This is a genomic window from Psychrobacter sp. NPDC077938 (assembly GCF_044542635.1).
Taxonomy (GTDB): Bacteria; Pseudomonadota; Gammaproteobacteria; order Pseudomonadales; family Moraxellaceae; genus Psychrobacter.
Window position 1 is genome coordinate 491,829 of sequence record NZ_JBITUW010000001.1, and the last position, 16,689, is coordinate 508,517.

Annotated in this window: 12 protein-coding genes; 2 read left to right on the top strand and 10 right to left on the bottom strand. The window is 45.4% G+C overall.

The window, feature by feature from the left end; genetic code table 11:
- Window positions 1-88: 88 nt before the first annotated feature.
- From ACIGBM_RS02100 to ACIGBM_RS02140, 9 genes are all read right to left on the bottom strand, one after another.
- Complete coding sequence (locus tag ACIGBM_RS02100) at window positions 89-1,426, bottom strand: integrase arm-type DNA-binding domain-containing protein (protein ID WP_186475238.1); 1,338 nt, start codon at window positions 1,424-1,426, stop codon at window positions 89-91.
- Between the two features lie 265 nt (window positions 1,427-1,691).
- A complete protein-coding gene (locus ACIGBM_RS02105) occupies window positions 1,692-2,885 on the bottom strand; it encodes an NAD(P)/FAD-dependent oxidoreductase (protein WP_397476587.1) in 1,194 nt (397 codons plus the stop codon).
- A gap of 281 nt (window positions 2,886-3,166) precedes the next feature.
- Window positions 3,167-5,128, bottom strand: a complete 1,962-nt coding sequence (acs, locus tag ACIGBM_RS02110; RefSeq protein WP_394124552.1) for an acetate--CoA ligase — start codon at window positions 5,126-5,128, stop codon at window positions 3,167-3,169.
- A gap of 414 nt (window positions 5,129-5,542) precedes the next feature.
- On the bottom strand, window positions 5,543-6,781 hold the full coding sequence (locus tag ACIGBM_RS02115; RefSeq protein ID WP_397476588.1) for an ABC transporter substrate-binding protein: 1,239 nt from the start codon (window positions 6,779-6,781) through the stop codon (window positions 5,543-5,545).
- Window positions 6,782-6,902: 121 nt separating this feature from the next.
- Window positions 6,903-8,891: an AMP-dependent synthetase/ligase gene (locus ACIGBM_RS02120; RefSeq protein ID WP_397476589.1), complete on the bottom strand. Its 1,989-nt coding sequence runs from the start codon at window positions 8,889-8,891 to the stop codon at window positions 6,903-6,905.
- A gap of 5 nt (window positions 8,892-8,896) precedes the next feature.
- Window positions 8,897-9,691 (bottom strand): ABC transporter ATP-binding protein, encoded by a 795-nt coding sequence (locus ACIGBM_RS02125; RefSeq protein ID WP_037032897.1) that lies wholly within the window; start codon window positions 9,689-9,691, stop codon window positions 8,897-8,899.
- Between the two features lie 47 nt (window positions 9,692-9,738).
- Window positions 9,739-10,506: an ABC transporter ATP-binding protein gene (locus tag ACIGBM_RS02130; protein ID WP_010196014.1), complete on the bottom strand. Its 768-nt coding sequence runs from the start codon at window positions 10,504-10,506 to the stop codon at window positions 9,739-9,741.
- Complete coding sequence (locus ACIGBM_RS02135) at window positions 10,503-11,600, bottom strand: branched-chain amino acid ABC transporter permease (RefSeq protein WP_057758081.1); 1,098 nt, start codon at window positions 11,598-11,600, stop codon at window positions 10,503-10,505. Before ACIGBM_RS02135 ends, ACIGBM_RS02130 begins: the two co-directional genes overlap by 4 nt.
- A 76-nt stretch (window positions 11,601-11,676) precedes the next feature.
- Window positions 11,677-12,555 (bottom strand): branched-chain amino acid ABC transporter permease, encoded by an 879-nt coding sequence (locus tag ACIGBM_RS02140; RefSeq protein ID WP_057758078.1) that lies wholly within the window; start codon window positions 12,553-12,555, stop codon window positions 11,677-11,679.
- Window positions 12,556-12,902: 347 nt separating this feature from the next.
- Between ACIGBM_RS02140 and ACIGBM_RS02145 the strand changes: the two genes are divergently transcribed.
- Window positions 12,903-14,234 carry an NAD(P)/FAD-dependent oxidoreductase gene (locus ACIGBM_RS02145; RefSeq protein WP_397476590.1) on the top strand — a complete coding sequence of 444 codons (1,332 nt, stop codon included), beginning with the start codon at window positions 12,903-12,905 and terminating at the stop codon, window positions 14,232-14,234.
- Window positions 14,235-14,475: 241 nt separating this feature from the next.
- Window positions 14,476-15,441: a pirin family protein gene (locus ACIGBM_RS02150; RefSeq protein ID WP_397476591.1), complete on the top strand. Its 966-nt coding sequence runs from the start codon at window positions 14,476-14,478 to the stop codon at window positions 15,439-15,441.
- An 88-nt stretch (window positions 15,442-15,529) separates the two neighbouring features.
- Here the strand turns inward: ACIGBM_RS02150 and ACIGBM_RS02155 are convergent, their stop codons facing one another.
- A complete protein-coding gene (locus ACIGBM_RS02155) occupies window positions 15,530-16,633 on the bottom strand; it encodes an alkene reductase (RefSeq protein WP_201568238.1) in 1,104 nt (367 codons plus the stop codon).
- Window positions 16,634-16,689: the final 56 nt, after the last annotated feature.

Consider the following 16,689-nt stretch of genomic DNA (forward strand, 5'->3'; position numbering starts at 1 on the left):
AAATAGGTGCAAGGCGGTGACAGCATAAGGGTGTGAATAGCTGTCGTTCGGGTAATTAGTCCTAGCCTTGCATAGTTGGTGCTAAGCCTTAACCTAGCTTTTGTGATTGTTGTTTAAAGCTGGCGTGTATGACGTTATCAAACTTGCCAGCCTTAATATTATCTAAATAGTTCGCCCAGTCCGTCATCATGCGCGTGCGCTCAGGTATGGCTTGCATACGGTTATAAGCCTTGCCGTACTTGTTAAGCATTTGGTGCCCTAACTGTATCTCTGTTAGCAGTTCGTCATAGCCTAATCGTTCCATCAGCATAGTTTTTGCGCTGGCTCTAAAGCCGTGGGGCGTGTGAACTTCTTTATAGCCTCTACCCTCGTAATTGGCACCAATGCCGCCGCCGTTCATAGATGGGTCGTTTAAGACTTTGTTCACTGCCTGTGGGTCTTGGTAATTACCTTTCTTACGTTTAGGGTTATAAAACACATATTCATGCCCACCTGTCAGTGGCCGCAATCGCTCAAGCACTGCTATTGCTTGCGGTGCTAGTGGAATAACAAGGCTTTCTACCATGTCATCGCGCCTCTGCCCTTTTTGAGGGGTAAAAACCCATTGCTTAGCGTTCAGATCAATATCTGCCCATTTCATCGCGCATATATCGCCCACACGGGCAAAGGTTAAGGCTAGTAACTGCAATATAGGCTTATTGTATGGTTGGCTTGTACTGCTTAGCAGCTCAATATCGTTTAGTAGTACAGCAAAGTCTTTGGGGTCTGTCAGTGACGCATGGTGCTTGGTTCGTGTGGCCTTCAATGCTTTGGCACCTGATAGCTGCGTTACTGGGTTGTACTCAATGAAGCCTTTTAGCACAGCATGGGCAAAGATACGCTGCGCCATATGCTTCACACGGTTGCCTTTATGGACGTATTCCTTTTGTATTTCACGGCATAGGGCAAGCACTTGCTGACTTGTGATCTCACCAACTGGTAATTGACCGAAAGCAGTTACTAATGGCTTAAGGTAATTATTGATATTCCTTAGGGTGCTGGTCGCTGGCTGGTGGTCAGGGTTGCTTGTCAGCTCATAAAGCCAATCATCAGCCACCGCTTGAAAGGTGTTGGTTATAGCAGTAGCTTGTCTTGCACGTTCATTATCACGCTGGGTGATAGGGTCAATCATTTGGGCAAGCATTCGCATATTATCGGCGTGTGTCTGTCTTGCCTGCTCAAGCGTCAAAGCTGGGTATTGTCCTAGCGTCATCTCTTTACGCTTACCAGTGATAGGGTGCGTGTAGCGGTGCTGAAACTCTATACAGCCACCACGTAAGCGCAAACGTAAGCCAGCATAGCCACCAATGGTGTGATAAACGCGCTTTTGTCCCTGTGCGTCTTTGATCGCTCGCTTGATTTGGGTATCAGTTGTTAATGCCGCCATGACTACACGCCTCTATTGCTCATTTATCGCGTTAAAAATCTGACCACCACTTTGACCACCATTTATGTAACTAATTGGTGGTCACTTGTGATAACGCTAGATAATAGATATTAGCATGTAATGCACGTAATATATAGCTTTAAGCTAACAATAGATAACGTGAGATAGCCCCACAATAACCCCCTCTGTGGGCCTTTTTTTGCTTACGTTTTGCTAAACCTAAATATCGTTAAACGATGCAAAATAATGAGCATGGATATTACCCTTACTGTGTTTGCACGATGGCCTTAACAGTTTGCTGCGCTATTCGATAGCAGCTCTCAATATTACCTTTTGCACACCAGTCACCACTGACGATCCATTGCTTGGTTGCATCGATTAATATGCCTAGCTCTTCAGCATCCTTATTTACAATAGTAGCTGCATAGCGCCAACGATGACAATCTGTTTGGCTAGGTGCGCTGTCTTCATTCCAATTTAATGCTTGTTTTGCCGCCTGTAATAATTGTTTTTCGACTGACTCCATACCATCATCGACGTGGGCTTCTGACCAGTCATTACGTGCATGAATGGTGACACTTGGTAGTAGCTCATCATGAGCCGGTTTTTGATGTTCAATAAATACCCTATCGAGAATAGCGCTATTTAAATAAGCGACATCCCATTGCGGTGTTAGCTGACCCTTTAATGTTTCAGGTAACTTTTGTACATCATCCCAACCAAGCATCAGCGTATAGCAGGCTTGCATTTGCGGTTTAGTAATTTTGTCTTGTTGACTAAAGCCGCTATCTGCCATCAGCTCTACCGCCTGACCATTTGGCGCTGTGCAGATCACCCAATCAAACCAACCGAGACTGGCTCCAGTTTCGTCGAATAGCTCAGTTTTCTTGCTGTTTTGATTAAAAGTTTGGTGCTGAGACTGCTGCTGATTTTGATACTGTAAATACTGAGCGAGCGGTGCGACACGGGTCTTAAATACTATGGTCGTGTACTTAAGCGCGGCAGCCAATTCACGGCCCCAACTGGTCATTTTCGGTGTGCTGATATAGCGTGCATGCACCGCGTCCCATTGCTCTTTGCTTTGGATATTAGGCGGTTGCTCATTGTCACTTGATGGCGTTAACTCAACCACTTCGGCACACCACGGCTGTAGTAACCCTGTATCTAACCAAGGCGCGATAAATTGTTGAAAGTCAGCAGTTTTCGCAGTAAAAAACTGCGCACCGAACGACCATTGCCAGTTTTTATCAGTTTTACTATCGCTGCGATAGCGGGTCGCTAAACGGCCTACACTGCGTGATTTTTCAAAGATAGTGATTTGCGGGGTGTTAGATGACGAGCCTGTCTGGTTTGACGCGTGCTCTAATAGTGTTGCGGTAAGCAATCCCGTTAGGCCACCACCGATGATGGCGATTTTTGGGGCAGATAGAACAGTTGAGCACAAAGCATGATCAGTCATAATGACAGTAGACCTTATAAAGTATTTATGAGTCGCTACTATATTAATTAGTTAGCCTAGTAAGTACCGAGTGACTCGTCAATTAATCGTCAATTAAAATGGTAGCGATGTTGTCTTGTTAGCATTATTGAACCTTCAAAGTGACTCAATATCAATATCGTCTACGTAAAAAAGCCATGCTATTCTCGATAACATGGCTCTTATTCAACTTTGATATGTAAATATTAATGGCTAGTATTGAATAACTATCCTTAACACTACAGGTTCGTTATCAGACTGACTTACTCTCCACGACCCGCTTTTACTTCTTCGACTAAGTCATTAATTACCGAGCTATCGGCAAGCGTAGATAGGTCGCCCAGTCCCACATATTGCCCTGCTGCAAGGTTACGCAAGATACGGCGCATGATTTTTCCTGAGCGCGTTTTTGGTAGTGCATCGACCATATAGATGGCATCTAAAGTCGCAATTGGTCCAATCTCGGCACGCACATGACGTTTTAGTTCTGCTTTTAGATCGTCAGTTTTTTCTTCACCTGACTTTAGAATGATAAATGCACAGATACCTGTACCGCGTATCTCATGCGGCATACCGACGATCGCAGCTTCAGCAGTTGCAGGATGCGCAACCACGGCGCTTTCAATCTCTGCTGTGCCCAAGCGATGCCCTGCAACGTTAAGTACATCGTCGACACGACCGGTAATCCAGTAATGCCCATCTTCATCACGTTGAGCGCCATCACCTGTGAAATAATGACCCGGATAATCGCTAAAGTAAGTTTTCAAAAAGCGTGGATGGTCATTGTAGATAGTACGCATCTGCCCTGGCCAACCGCTACTGATCACCAAATTGCCTTCTGCAGGGCCTTCTAAAATCGCACCATCACTATCGACGACTTCTGGTTTTACCCCATATAGCGGTGTCATTGCCGCGCCCGGTTTGAGATCGACCGTACCTGGTATTGGCGCCATTAAGATACCACCAGTCTCGGTCTGCCACCATGTATCGACGATAGGACATTTACCATCGCCGACGACATTGTAATACCAGTCCCACGCTTCTGGGTTGATGGGCTCACCGACTGACCCTAGCAGACGCAAACTAGAACGATCCGACTCTCGAACGAAAGCATCGCCCTCTTTCATCATTGCACGAATGGCTGTCGGTGCAGTGTATAGGATAGTCACGTCATGCTTATCGATAATATGACCGATGCGCGCCCATGTTGGATGCTCTGGCACACCTTCGAACATTACCGTCGTCGTCCCATTGGCCAATGGTGCATAGGTTGAGTACGTGTGGCCAGTAATCCAGCCCACATCTGCCGTACACCAATAGACGTCATCTTCTTTAATATCAAACACATCACGGAACGTTGAGATAGCATAGGTGATATAGCCGCCTGTAGTATGCACTACACCTTTTGGCTTACCAGTAGAGCCAGACGTATATAATAAGAATAGCGGGTCTTCGGCATTCATGACTTCAGGCTCGCAGATCTCTGATTGACCATCGACCAAATTGTGATACCACACATCACGGCGACCACTCATCGGTATAGAGTTACCCGTACGATGAACGACGATGACTTTTTCGACACTCTCAGTGCCATCCATGTCGAGTGCGTGATCAACATTGGCTTTAAGCGGTGTGTGCTTGCCGCCGCGTAAACCTTCATCAGCGGTAATAACAACTTTTGAGCGACTGTCTATCAAGCGATTACCCAAACTCTCGGCAGAAAAACCACCAAACACCACTGAATGCACCGCACCGATACGCGCACATGCCAGCATCGCTACCATGGCTTCCGGTATCATCGGCATATATAACGTTACGCGGTCACCTTTTACAACGCCAAGCTTGCGCAATGAATTACCTAAGCGGCAGACAGCTTCATGTAACTCTTTAAAAGAAATGATTTTGTGCAATGAAGGGTGATCACCTTCCCAGATGATAGCCGGCTTGTATGGGTTTTCTTCAAGGTGACGATCAAGACAGTTGACTGAAATGTTCAGCTCACCATCTTCAAACCATTTGATGCGAAAATCATCTAAGTCATAATTGACGTTACTGACCTTGGTTGGTTTTTTTATCCAGTCGATTAGCTCAGCACGCTTCGCCCAAAAAGCATCAATGGCTTCGGCTGATTCGATAGATTGCTGGTAGTCTGTAAGGTACTTATCAGGTGTGGTATTGGCAGCAGCCATAAACTCGGCTGAGATAGGAAATGATTTCTGAGTCATAGTATTGGGTCCCTTTTAATTATTATGACCTACACGGATAAACGTCTATGACGCGCCCCATGTAAGCGATAAGAGTCATCTTCCATAATGTGTGACACTCATCGTTAGTTTGACAAATAAGCGTGACGGTTGCAAGACATCAAAAGCCAAACATAACAATTTCACTGTACATCTGTATGTTTAGGCACAAATAATCTAGTCGCTATAAGGAAATTGACTCATTATTCCAGTCAATTTTTATTGTCTATGACTTATGGCTTATTTTTATTGAGAAGGGTTTTGGACTTATAAATAATCGTAAAACAGTTAACATATAAAATGAAATTATTGCCAAACCCAAAGCGTATAAACGACACAAGCCATACTTATGTATGGCTTGCTGCTATCGAAAATTCACTAAACACCTAGGACGTATTATTTAAGCTGCGTCACCGTTTTCCATTGACCATTTTGTACTTGCGACAAGTAGATGTCATTGATCGCGACATGGCTCTCAGGCGTGATGGCAACTGTAGATCCTGTAACCCCATCGACAAAGCTGACGGTCTCTAGACCCTTATTGAAAGTGTCGGCATTTAAGTCAGGACCTGCTGCGCTTAGACCATCAACGGTTACTTTAGCGGCTAGATAACCAAGAATAGCACCTGCTGATACTTCCTCTCCTGTGGCTTTTTCAAACTTCTCAACCCAAGCTTTAGTCTCAGGTTCATTCGCTCTTAGTGCCAAATCATTATAGTAAGACACAGAGTATAGGCCTTCACTTGCGCCACCTGGCGCCGCTGCAACTGCAGGATGGAAACCCGTTACAGGAGCGATAAATTTCACGTCACTCCAGCCCATAGCATTTGCCGTACCGACCGCTGTGATAGCGCCTCGGATGGTTAGAGATAAGGCAATAAGCTCACATTTAGCGTCTTTTAACTTGGCCATTGCGCCAGCAAAGTCTGTTTCATCAGGACGATGTGAGCTGGACTGAACTAGGGTGACGTTAGGATTGCTATCGCTGATATCTTTAGCCGCCTCATTGGTCTCTTCACCATAGTCTGATGGGATATACATGACACATAAACTGCTAACTTTGTTCTCGGCAATAAGATACTCCATACCTAGCTTTATTGAATCATAATAAGTACTACCAGCGGTATAACGACGATTGAAATCTCCTTCTTCTTGCATAGCCCGAGCAAAAGTGAGCGGCATGATGCTAGGAACATTGGCACGATCCATAATAGGGAAACTTGCTAAGTTGTGCGGTGTGCCAAGCGACATCAGCATAGCAAACACTTTATCACGGCTGACCAGTTTGTTCGCAGACTGTACGGCCTTTGGTACTTGATAAGAATGGTCCTCAACGATATAGCGAATCTTTCGTCCATTGACGCCGCCTGCCGCATTCACCTCATCAAAATACATATTGGCTGCGGCGACTGCAGGATTACCAAATCCAGCAAACGGACCGGATAGATCGTTTGCACCGCCTAAGATAATCTCAGTATCGGTCACGCCTTGTACTGGCATATCGCTTGTAGAAGTAGATGTAGCAGCCTCAGTATCAGTACCCGTCGCTGCGGTCGTTTCTGGATCACTACACCCTACTAGACCCATCGTACCGACTGTGAGTGCTAGTAGCGTCGTCTTGAATGTCCATTTCATTGCCTTTCTCCTTGCGACTCAGTCGCTGTTAGTTTGATGCTCTTGAGATTAATACTTTCGAGGTTGAGACGACTTCAAAAAAGCTGAACGGTGCTAAACTAAACTGTATTAGAGAGCTAGATCAGTACATAGAGTCGATGAGAGCATGATGCTTTTTCTCAACTAAGTTTCTTTTCAATTTCATCGTCGCGGTCAATTCGTCATCTTCAGGACTGAGCAGTACATCTATAAGCCTGAATTGCTTTATGGTTTCTACCTGAGCTAGGGTCTCGTTAGCAGACTGTACGACGTCATCTATCAAGGCAATGACTTCTGGCGCATGACACAACGAACGAAAATCAGAAAACATCACTTGATTGTCTTGTGCATATTTTTCGACGTTTTCTTGATCTATCATGATCAGACAAGTTAGATACTTTCGCTTATCGCCAATGACGACCGCATCTGAGATATAAGGTGAGAATTTAAGTTTGCTTTCAATCGCAGCTGGTGTGACGTTCTTGCCACCTGCGGTGATAATAATGTCCTTGATACGACCTGTGATGAATATATAACCATCTCTGATCTCGCCGACATCCCCCGTATGTAGCCAGCCATCACGTAAGTCCTCAGCCGTTTTTTCTGGCTTATTCCAGTAGCCTGCAAACACGTTAGCCCCTTTTACGAGTATCTCCCCGTTGTCGGCGATACGAACTTCAGAATCAGGTAATGCCTTGCCTACACTGCCGGCCATCTGCGCTTCAGGGGTATTAACCGATATCACGCCCGCACTTTCGGTCATGCCATAGCCTTCATAAATAGGCACCCCTATCGCATGAAACCAGCGGATAATATCTAGCGATATAGGCGCAGCACCAGTAGTAGCACGGCGAATATTACTCATACCTATCAGGTCACGAATTTTATATAGCACCAGTCGGTTCCAAAACTCGTAACGCAGTCGTTGACCTGTCGTAGGAGTATTGCCTGCCATCACGATATCAGCATAGTCATGACCTGCTTTTATGGCTTGATCAAATGCCCAGCCATTGAGTGCACTGGCGTCGCTACGCATATTACTGATAGAGGCATATATTTTTTCCCATAGTCTGGGCACAGCGGTAAAGGTATCAGGTGAGACTTCTTTCATATTCTCAAATACCGTTTCTGTGCTCTCAGCAAAATTGACGATACAGCCTCGATGGATAGGCAGATCTACTGACGTTAGACGTTCGAGCACATGGCATAGAGGCAGAAAGCAGAGCTGCTCATCAGTAGGCAAAATAGGGAGAATATCTATACTTGTTTTTAGCTCAAAGAGGACATTGGCATGCGTCAAAATCGCGCCTTTTGGGTTGCCTGTTGTGCCAGAGGTATAGATTAAAGTGCGTATGTCGTTAGGCGTACCTTGATCGATATAATCGCTAAAGCGCTCTCTTGCGTTATCAACACTTCGACCAATCGTATATAGCTCATCGAGGAAAATAACCTGATTATCCTCTAGACTCCGCAAGCCTTTACGGTCAAGGACAATGACTTTTTTGACATTAGGCGTCTGTTCACGAGTCTCTAAAAACTTGTGCAATTGCTCATCGTTTTCTACAATCAGAAACTTTGAGTGGCTGTCATTTAGAATATAAGCAAGCTGCTCGGGACTGTCGGTCGTATAGACACCATTAGGTATCCCGCCTACACCGCAGACACCCATATCAAAATAAAGCCATTCTTTATTGTCTTCACTCAAGATAGAGACAGTATCGCCTTTATTCAGACCAAGCTCGACAAGAGCCATGCCGATATCGCAGCTATGATGATAATAGTCTAGCCAACTATAACTCTGCCAAATACCAAAGCTCTTTTCGCGATGCGCAATCCTGTCCCCTCGGCTCAAGCAAACTTGTCGCCAAAGTTTGCTCAACGTATCGCATCCTTCTAGGATTTGAGGCGCATGATCAAAAGGTGCATTATGTATCTGTTGACCAGTATTGTCAGCATGACTTTTAGCATGGTCTTCAGAATGGTCTTGAGACGTTACTGGCGCGGCAGATGTTGCATTCATATCCACCGTATCCGCAGGAGAAAGTAGAGTATTGTTTTCAGTATTAACATCAATATCAATAGAGGTCGTCATGATTATTATCGCCAAGTCTTTTTGCGTTTCCACCGAGTGGCTTCCGCAGTGTTATCTTTGGTTTGTCCCAAATAGAACTCTTTAATATCATCAGAGTGCATCAGTTTGTCTGCTGAACCTGCCATGACAATACGCCCTGTTTCTAACACATAACCGTAATCCGCTGCTGCCAAGGCAACTCTGGCATTTTGTTCTACTAGTAGAATTGTGACGCCTTGCTCTTTATTTAATCGTCGAATAATGGCAAATATCTCTTGTACCAATAATGGAGACAGTCCAAGAGACGGCTCATCGAGTAGCATAAGAGAGGGTCGTGACATTAGCCCTCGACCGATAGCGAGCATCTGCTGCTGACCACCAGACATCGTGCCAGCTGCTTGTGTACGGCGATCTTTTAGAATAGGAAAATACTCATATATCATCTCGACATCACGCTGTATCTCAGACTTGTCACGCCGAGTATAAGCGCCCATCGCTAAGTTTTCGGCGACATTCAAAAAAGGAAATACCTCGCGTCCCTCGGGTACATGCGACAGTCCTTTTTTGACCAAGCGATCAGGTTCAGTGCCATCGATACGCTCACCGTGGAACCATACTGCGCCCTTACGAGGATTGATAACCCCCGAGATGGTTTTCATTAGCGTCGTCTTGCCCGCCCCATTCGCGCCCAAAATCGTGACCACTTTACCTTCGGGTACCTCTAGACTCACGCCTCTCAATGCCATCACTGGACCATAAGCGGATTCTAGATTTCGCACCTCTAGCACGTTATTCTTTACTTCAGAGTCGACCAAATTCATTTCAGTAGCTGGCGCGGCAGAGGATAGTGATTTTTTGATAGATGACATTACACACTCTCCTGTCCAAGATAGGCTTCAATAACCTGTGGATTGGCTTGCACCTCAGCTGCCGTGCCCTGAGCCAAAAACTTACCTTCAGCGACGGCCAATACTCGATCTGAAACCCGATTAACAAGACTCATGTCATGCTCTACCATCAAGATAGTCAAGCCAAGATCTTTTTGCATATCCTCAATCCACCATGCCATCTCGGACGTTTCCTCTACGCTGAGACCAGAGGCCGGCTCATCGAGCAAAATAAGTTTTGGATTAGCGGCTAGTGCGCGCGCAATCTCAACCACCTTTCTAATACCGTAAGGCAAACCTGCAATGAGTTTATCTCGATAAGGCGCTAACTCTAAAAAATCTATAATCTTCTCCACTTGTAGACGATGCTCACGCTCGCTACGGCGCACCTTTGGCAAAAACAGCAAGTCCTGTATCCACGACGTATTACGCTGTGAATGTCGACCGATAAGCAGGTTTTGAAGCACGCTTGAGTGATCAAACAACTCAATGTTTTGAAACGTACGGGCAATACCCAATTTTGCGATATCGTGAGCTGGGAGCTTAGTAATATCAGTGCCATCAAAAGTAATACGACCACTAAGCGGCTCGTATAAGCGACTGATTAAGTTGAAAATGGTTGATTTACCAGCACCATTAGGCCCTACGATAGTAAATACCTCGCCCTCGTTTACCTCAAAACTAATATTATCAACGGCTTTTACACCACCGAACGCGATAGATAAGGAGTCAACTTTTAATAAGCTCATCGCATACGCTCCGTTTTAAGATAAGTTTTAGAACGGCGAAACAGTCCTTTTCGATATAACGGAAACATCTGAAACCAAGTCCGTATCTTTATCCAAATGCCGTATATACCGCGTGGCTCATAGATGATCATGATGACAATGACTAAGGCAAACAGCGCCGTATCAATACCAGGAATACTGGTGATACTAGAGCCCGCACCTTGACCAACCATATCGCCTAATATAGCAATCACTTGTGGCAATAAGACAACGACGACAGCACCAAAAAACGCACCATGTATGGAGCCCAAACCGCCAATGACAATTTGCAGTAGGATGGTGATAGAGATGATAACGGTGAAGCTCTCATAATTGACCGCTTGCACAAAATGCCCGTACATAGCGCCGCCAATAGCGGTAATCGCGCAAGATATGCTAAAAGCTAGCGTTTTGGCTTGCGGTACATTGACGCCAAGCGCGCGGGCGGATACTTCGCTGTCTCTGATGGCTAAGAACGATCGTCCTGTGCCGCTTCTGAGTAAGTTGATATACCCTAAGGTAACTAGCACCACGAGCGCGAGGCATAAGTAATAAAATGCTTTTGGCGTGATATAACGATCGATGGTGTAGCCAAAGAGGTTAATGGGAGAAGCAAAGGTACCAGAGATGCCGCCAGTAATAGGCTCAGCTACGATAGCGATGTCCTCGACGATAATACTAAGCGCTAAGGTTGCGATGGCTAAGTAGATGCCGCTGGTTCTTAAGATTGGTCTGGCAATGATCGCACCGATAACCCCAGTGATGAGTGCACAGGCAATCAAAGCAGGGAAAAAATTCCACCCTCGAGCCATGAGTGCCATATGGCTAAATGCTCCTATCGCCATAAAGGCAGCATGCCCTAAGCTGACCTGTCCGGTATGCCCCGTCAAGAGCATCAGACCCAGTCCAGAGATAGACCAAATCAATATGGCGCTAAGCTCACTGATGTAATAGTTGCTCAATAACCAAGGCGCCATCAGTAATAGCAAGAGGAGCACGCCATACTTTATGAGTTGGCTTTTGTCATCGAAGATATTGATATCTTGATCATAGCTGTGTTTAAACTGAGCTTTCATGGGCAGTACTCATCCTTGAAAAGTTTTGGAGGCCGCTTTGTCATCCTTGAATCAAAGCTGCCTTGGATCAAAGCTTCTATACTTTTTTCTGTTTGACCTGAGAAAAAATACCGCCCGGACGTACGATTAGTACGATCAACATAACCACATAAGGCGCAATTTGACTAAGACCTAGCGGTAGATAACGACCAGCAAAGGGCTCTATCACCCCTACTAGCAATCCGCCTGCCAGCGCACCAGGCAAGGAGCCTAACCCACCGATTACCGCAGCGGCAAAGGCTTTGATACCAAACAGTAATCCGACAGAGGGTTCGATAGCGCCTTTGGCCGCAAATAGTATGCCAGCAAGTGCGGCAACCACCCCTGACAACGCCCAAACGATACCATTGACCCGCTTGACGGGAATACCCATATAATAGGCTGCCATCTGGTTTTGACTACTGGCTTGCATCGCAATACCAAGCCGCGTATGGGCAAAAAAGAAGTACAAAATAGAGGTTAATGCGATAGTAGATATGATGATAATGATGTCAACATAAGCGATACTCAGCGAGCCTAATGCCAACATCTTGCCTGAAAACGGTGTCTGTAATGAGACTGGGCTATGTCCCCAGATGACACCAGCGACAAAGCGCATCAAGAAACCAAGCGAGATGGTAAGGATGACCATCGCAAATTGCGGCTGACCAAAAATACCACGTAGGATAAAGCGATCGAGTAAGTAGCCAAATGCGCCCATGATGACAGCAGCAAAGGTGATGCCTAATAAGAAGGGAAGGTTTGCCTGATCGGCATTGATGAAAGATATGCCCAGAAAGGCACCGAGCATAAGCATGTCGCCTTGAGCGAAATTGACCGCTTCTGAGGCTTTGTAAATGAGTACAAAACCCAGCGCTAACAGCCCATATATACAACCATTAGCAATCCCGCTAATGAGCAGTTGTAGGATATCCATAAAGTCCCTTTTGTCTTAACATTATCATCCGTGACAATGTTTGAATAAGCGGTTCAATCGACTGACTTTTTCATCAACTACTTGTAAAGAAATTCATTTTCTTCATATCAAAACGACTAGCGTTTTAGGAAGTAATCAACATGGCAGCAGTAGTAGCGAATAATATTCATATATTCACATTATACCAACTACGAATTATTGTCTATAGAAAAATCAAAGTTATTCAATGATTTATAGCAAGCGGCAAAAGCTATTTATATTACTCACCTAAAAACACCGCCATTATTGCCATGGTATAATTAGCTACTTTATATCGTCTATCCAAAACTATTCTATAAGTCATCATCATGAGTCAAATGCCAAAACAAGCAAAGCCAAGCAATTCATCAGCGGGTAATCCATCGTCAGCCAAAAAGTCTACTGATAACCACTATGACGTCATTATCATCGGTGCTGGTGCTTCAGGATTGTATTGCGCACTGACTGCTGGTCGCCGTGGTCGCCGCGTATTGGTGTTAGATCATGCCAATAAAGCTGGCAAAAAGATTTTGATGTCGGGTGGTGGTCGCTGCAACTTTACCAATTACTTTGTAGAGCCTGAGCATTTTATCGGTGCCAATCCTCACTTCTGCAAATCAGCGCTAAGTCGTTACCCGAGTTGGGAGTTTATCGGCATGGTAGAGTCGCATAAGATTGCCTACCATGAGCGCGAACATGGTCAGCTATTCTGTGACGACTCGGCACAAGATATCTTATCTATGCTGCTAGATGAGTGCGCGGCCGTAGGCGTACAAGTAAAGCTTAATGCTCAAATTGATCATGTTAAAACTGCTGCTCATGATAACGGCGAACGCTTTTATCTAATGACGAGCAAAAAGCTTGGTAAAAAAGACATCGCGAGCGGCACTCAACCTTCTCAGACACGCTATAGCTGTGAGTCTTTAGTTGTCGCTACTGGCGGTCTGTCTATCCCGACCATGGGGGCAAGTGGTATCGGCTATGAGTTGGCACAGCAGTTCGGCCATACGCTCGTGCCTACTGATGCCAGTCTTGTGCCGTTTACTTTCACTGACAAAACAGGCGAGCTTATCCGTGCCTTGGCTGGTATTAGTTTGCCAGTTATTGCCAGTAACGAGCATATCTCTTTTAAACTACCTGTCCTATTTACCCATCGCGGTCTCTCTGGCCCTGCCATGCTACAGCTCTCCAACTATTGGCAGACTGGCGAAACCATCAGTATCAATCTGTTGCCTGAGATAGACGTCACTGAGCTTTTACTCACTCGCAAAAAATCACACCCACGCCAACTGATTCGTACCGTGTTGGCAGAAAATACAGATAACGCATTACCCAAGAAGCTATTGGCAGCGTTACAGACGCATCTGTGGGAAGACTTCAAAGATACTGAGCTTGCCAATATCAAAGACGAGCGACTTACAGTACTTGGTGCTACGCTCAATGGCTGGCAGCTCAAGCCCTCGGGTACAGAAGGTTACCGCACCGCTGAGGTCACACGCGGCGGCGTCACAACCGACGAAGTATCTTCCAAAACGATGCAAAGCAACTTACAAGATAACTTGTACTTTATCGGTGAGGTGCTTGACGTGACAGGCTGGCTTGGCGGCTATAACTTTCAATGGGCTTGGGCCAGTGGTTTTGTCAGTGGTGAAGTCGTTTAATCACCTTAATGGCTTCACTATTTATAGCGATAATAGTGGCTTTAGTGTCTGTTAGGATTTGAATAATTGATCAATGTTCAGATAATGGCTGACAGTATGTTTGATGATAGTTGAATGGTTTTAGACAGTAATCTTAGAGAACGATGAGAATAAACACAACATAAGTCTATTTTCATAGTAGAATTAACATAAGGCATTCATCCTATTGATAGCAATGCCACTTAGACTTATGAGGTAATCCATGCGTTCAATCAAGCATATTCATGGTGATAAAAAGCCGCATTGGGTAGGTGACGGTTTTTTTGTAAAAACCCTAATCAATCATCTCGATAATAATCCTGATTTTAACTATAGCCATACCGATCCCTTTTTATTATTTGACTACGGTAAGCCTACGACCTTTTCGCCCAATCCTGATTATAAGCTGCAACCGCATGGTGTTGGACTGCACCCACACAAAGGTTTTGAGACCGTAACCATCGCTTATTCAGGTGAGATTAGCCATGCAGACTCGACAGGTGGGCGCGGCGATATTTTAGAAGGTGATGTACAATGGATGACTGCTGGTCGCGGTATTCTGCACGAAGAGTTCCACTCTGAAGCCTTTGGGCAACGTGGCGGCGTCTTTAGTATGGTGCAGTTATGGGTCAACTTGCCAAGCGCCCACAAACTGACCGACCCCAAATATCAGTCTATCAAACGTGCTGACATGCCTATCGTTGATCTGATAGACAATAGCGATGGGCAAACTGTCATCGGCCAAGCTGCCATTATTGCTGGTGACTGGCATGGAATAACGGGAGCCGCAACGACATTTACGCCAGTCAATATGTGGGATATCGAGCTACATACAGCAGGTACAACCACGCTACAAGTACCGAAAACACACAACACCCTACTGCTGGTACAAGAAGGTCAAGTATTGGTCAACGGTACAGCCGTCAGCGCAGGCAGCCTGATTGAGTTTTCAGCGCCTATCCAAGCTCATGTAGACACACAAACTGAATATTCATCCTTACCTACGACCGATACTATCGAACTGACCTACCCTGCAACTACTGATGACGATACCCCTATCAAATTGCTACTGCTAAGCGGCGAGCCAATCGGTGAGCCAGTCGCAGGTCACGGTCCTTTTGTCATGAATACTCAAGAAGAACTACGTCAAACCTTTCGTGATTATCAGATAGGTATTTTCGGCAAATAATGAAAATTTATGCATAAAAAAAAGCCACTCAACTATTGATAGTTAAGCGGCTTTTTTATGTTGCGTTATTTAGTTAAAAATCTAACTATTACGCTTGGTCTAAAAATGGATAGTCGGTATAACCTTCAGCACCGCCACCATAGAAAGACTCTGGATGCTGCTCATTAAGAGGCGCGCCTTTTTGGATACGCTCAGCCAAATCAGGGTTGGCGATATAGTCACGGCCAAAGGCAACAGCATCAATATAGCCCGCTTTTACATTTTGCTCTGCTTTTTCGGCAGTATAGCCACCAGCTGCGATAATCATTTGATCAAAAGCAGCACGCACACGCTTACGGAAGTCTTCGCTATACGGCGTACCACCTGCCCAATCTGGCTCTGACAGATGCAGATACATGATTCCGCGTTTGTTAATCTGCTCAATCATCCAGATATTTTCGTCTTCGTTATATCCAGCTTCTACGTTGTTGAACGTACCAAGTGGTGAAATACGAATACCAACATGATCTGCATCCCAAGCGTCTACGCACGCATCGATAACATCAAGCGTCAAGCGCGCACGGTTTTCGCGGCTACCGCCGTATTCATCATCGCGTTGGTTGGTTTGCTCAACCCAGAACTGATGCAATAAATAACCATGAGCACCATGAATTTCTACACCGTCAAAACCCGCTTCTTTGGCGTTCTTAGTTGCTTGACCAAAGTCAGCGATAACTTGTTTGATTTCTTCAAGCGTGGCTGGACGTGGCGGCGTTGCATCTACGCGAATGGCTTGGTTGTCGCTGTCACGTAGTGAGGTACGTACACCAACATCAACGTTAGAAGCAGAGATAGGCGCTTTACCATCTGGCTGTACACTCTCATGAGAGACTAGGCCCGTGTGCCATAGCTGTACGACAATTTTGCCACCTTTAGCATGGACGTTATCTACGATGGTTTTCCACGCAGTGATTTGGTCTTTGGTATGAACGCCTGGCGCGCCAGCATAGCCTTTCGCTTGAAAAGATACTTGCGTCGCTTCAGTGATTACCAAGCCAGAACCTGCACGCTGTGAATAATATTCGCTTGCCAGTGCTGTTGGTACATCGCTTGGCTCAACCGAACGCAGACGCGTCAACGGTGCCATAATGATGCGGTTTTTTAGGGTTTGGGTACCCATCTTGACGGTTTCAAATAGATTATCATGTGCCATAAAAAGCCCTGTTTATTGTTTTAAACCTTACTATCAGGTTTAATATTATTGGTAAT

Coding starts and splice junctions, on each gene's coding strand:
- ACIGBM_RS02100 (WP_186475238.1), bottom strand. CDS start 1,426: ATGGCGGCATTAACAACTGATACCCAAATCAAGCGAGCGATCAAAGAC.
- ACIGBM_RS02105 (WP_397476587.1), bottom strand. CDS start 2,885: ATGACTGATCATGCTTTGTGCTCAACTGTTCTATCTGCCCCAAAAATC.
- acs (WP_394124552.1), bottom strand. CDS start 5,128: ATGACTCAGAAATCATTTCCTATCTCAGCCGAGTTTATGGCTGCTGCC.
- ACIGBM_RS02115 (WP_397476588.1), bottom strand. CDS start 6,781: ATGAAATGGACATTCAAGACGACGCTACTAGCACTCACAGTCGGTACG.
- ACIGBM_RS02120 (WP_397476589.1), bottom strand. CDS start 8,891: ATGACGACCTCTATTGATATTGATGTTAATACTGAAAACAATACTCTA.
- ACIGBM_RS02125 (WP_037032897.1), bottom strand. CDS start 9,691: ATGAATTTGGTCGACTCTGAAGTAAAGAATAACGTGCTAGAGGTGCGA.
- ACIGBM_RS02130 (WP_010196014.1), bottom strand. CDS start 10,506: ATGAGCTTATTAAAAGTTGACTCCTTATCTATCGCGTTCGGTGGTGTA.
- ACIGBM_RS02135 (WP_057758081.1), bottom strand. CDS start 11,600: ATGAAAGCTCAGTTTAAACACAGCTATGATCAAGATATCAATATCTTC.
- ACIGBM_RS02140 (WP_057758078.1), bottom strand. CDS start 12,555: ATGGATATCCTACAACTGCTCATTAGCGGGATTGCTAATGGTTGTATA.
- ACIGBM_RS02145 (WP_397476590.1), top strand. CDS start 12,903: ATGAGTCAAATGCCAAAACAAGCAAAGCCAAGCAATTCATCAGCGGGT.
- ACIGBM_RS02150 (WP_397476591.1), top strand. CDS start 14,476: ATGCGTTCAATCAAGCATATTCATGGTGATAAAAAGCCGCATTGGGTA.
- ACIGBM_RS02155 (WP_201568238.1), bottom strand. CDS start 16,633: ATGGCACATGATAATCTATTTGAAACCGTCAAGATGGGTACCCAAACC.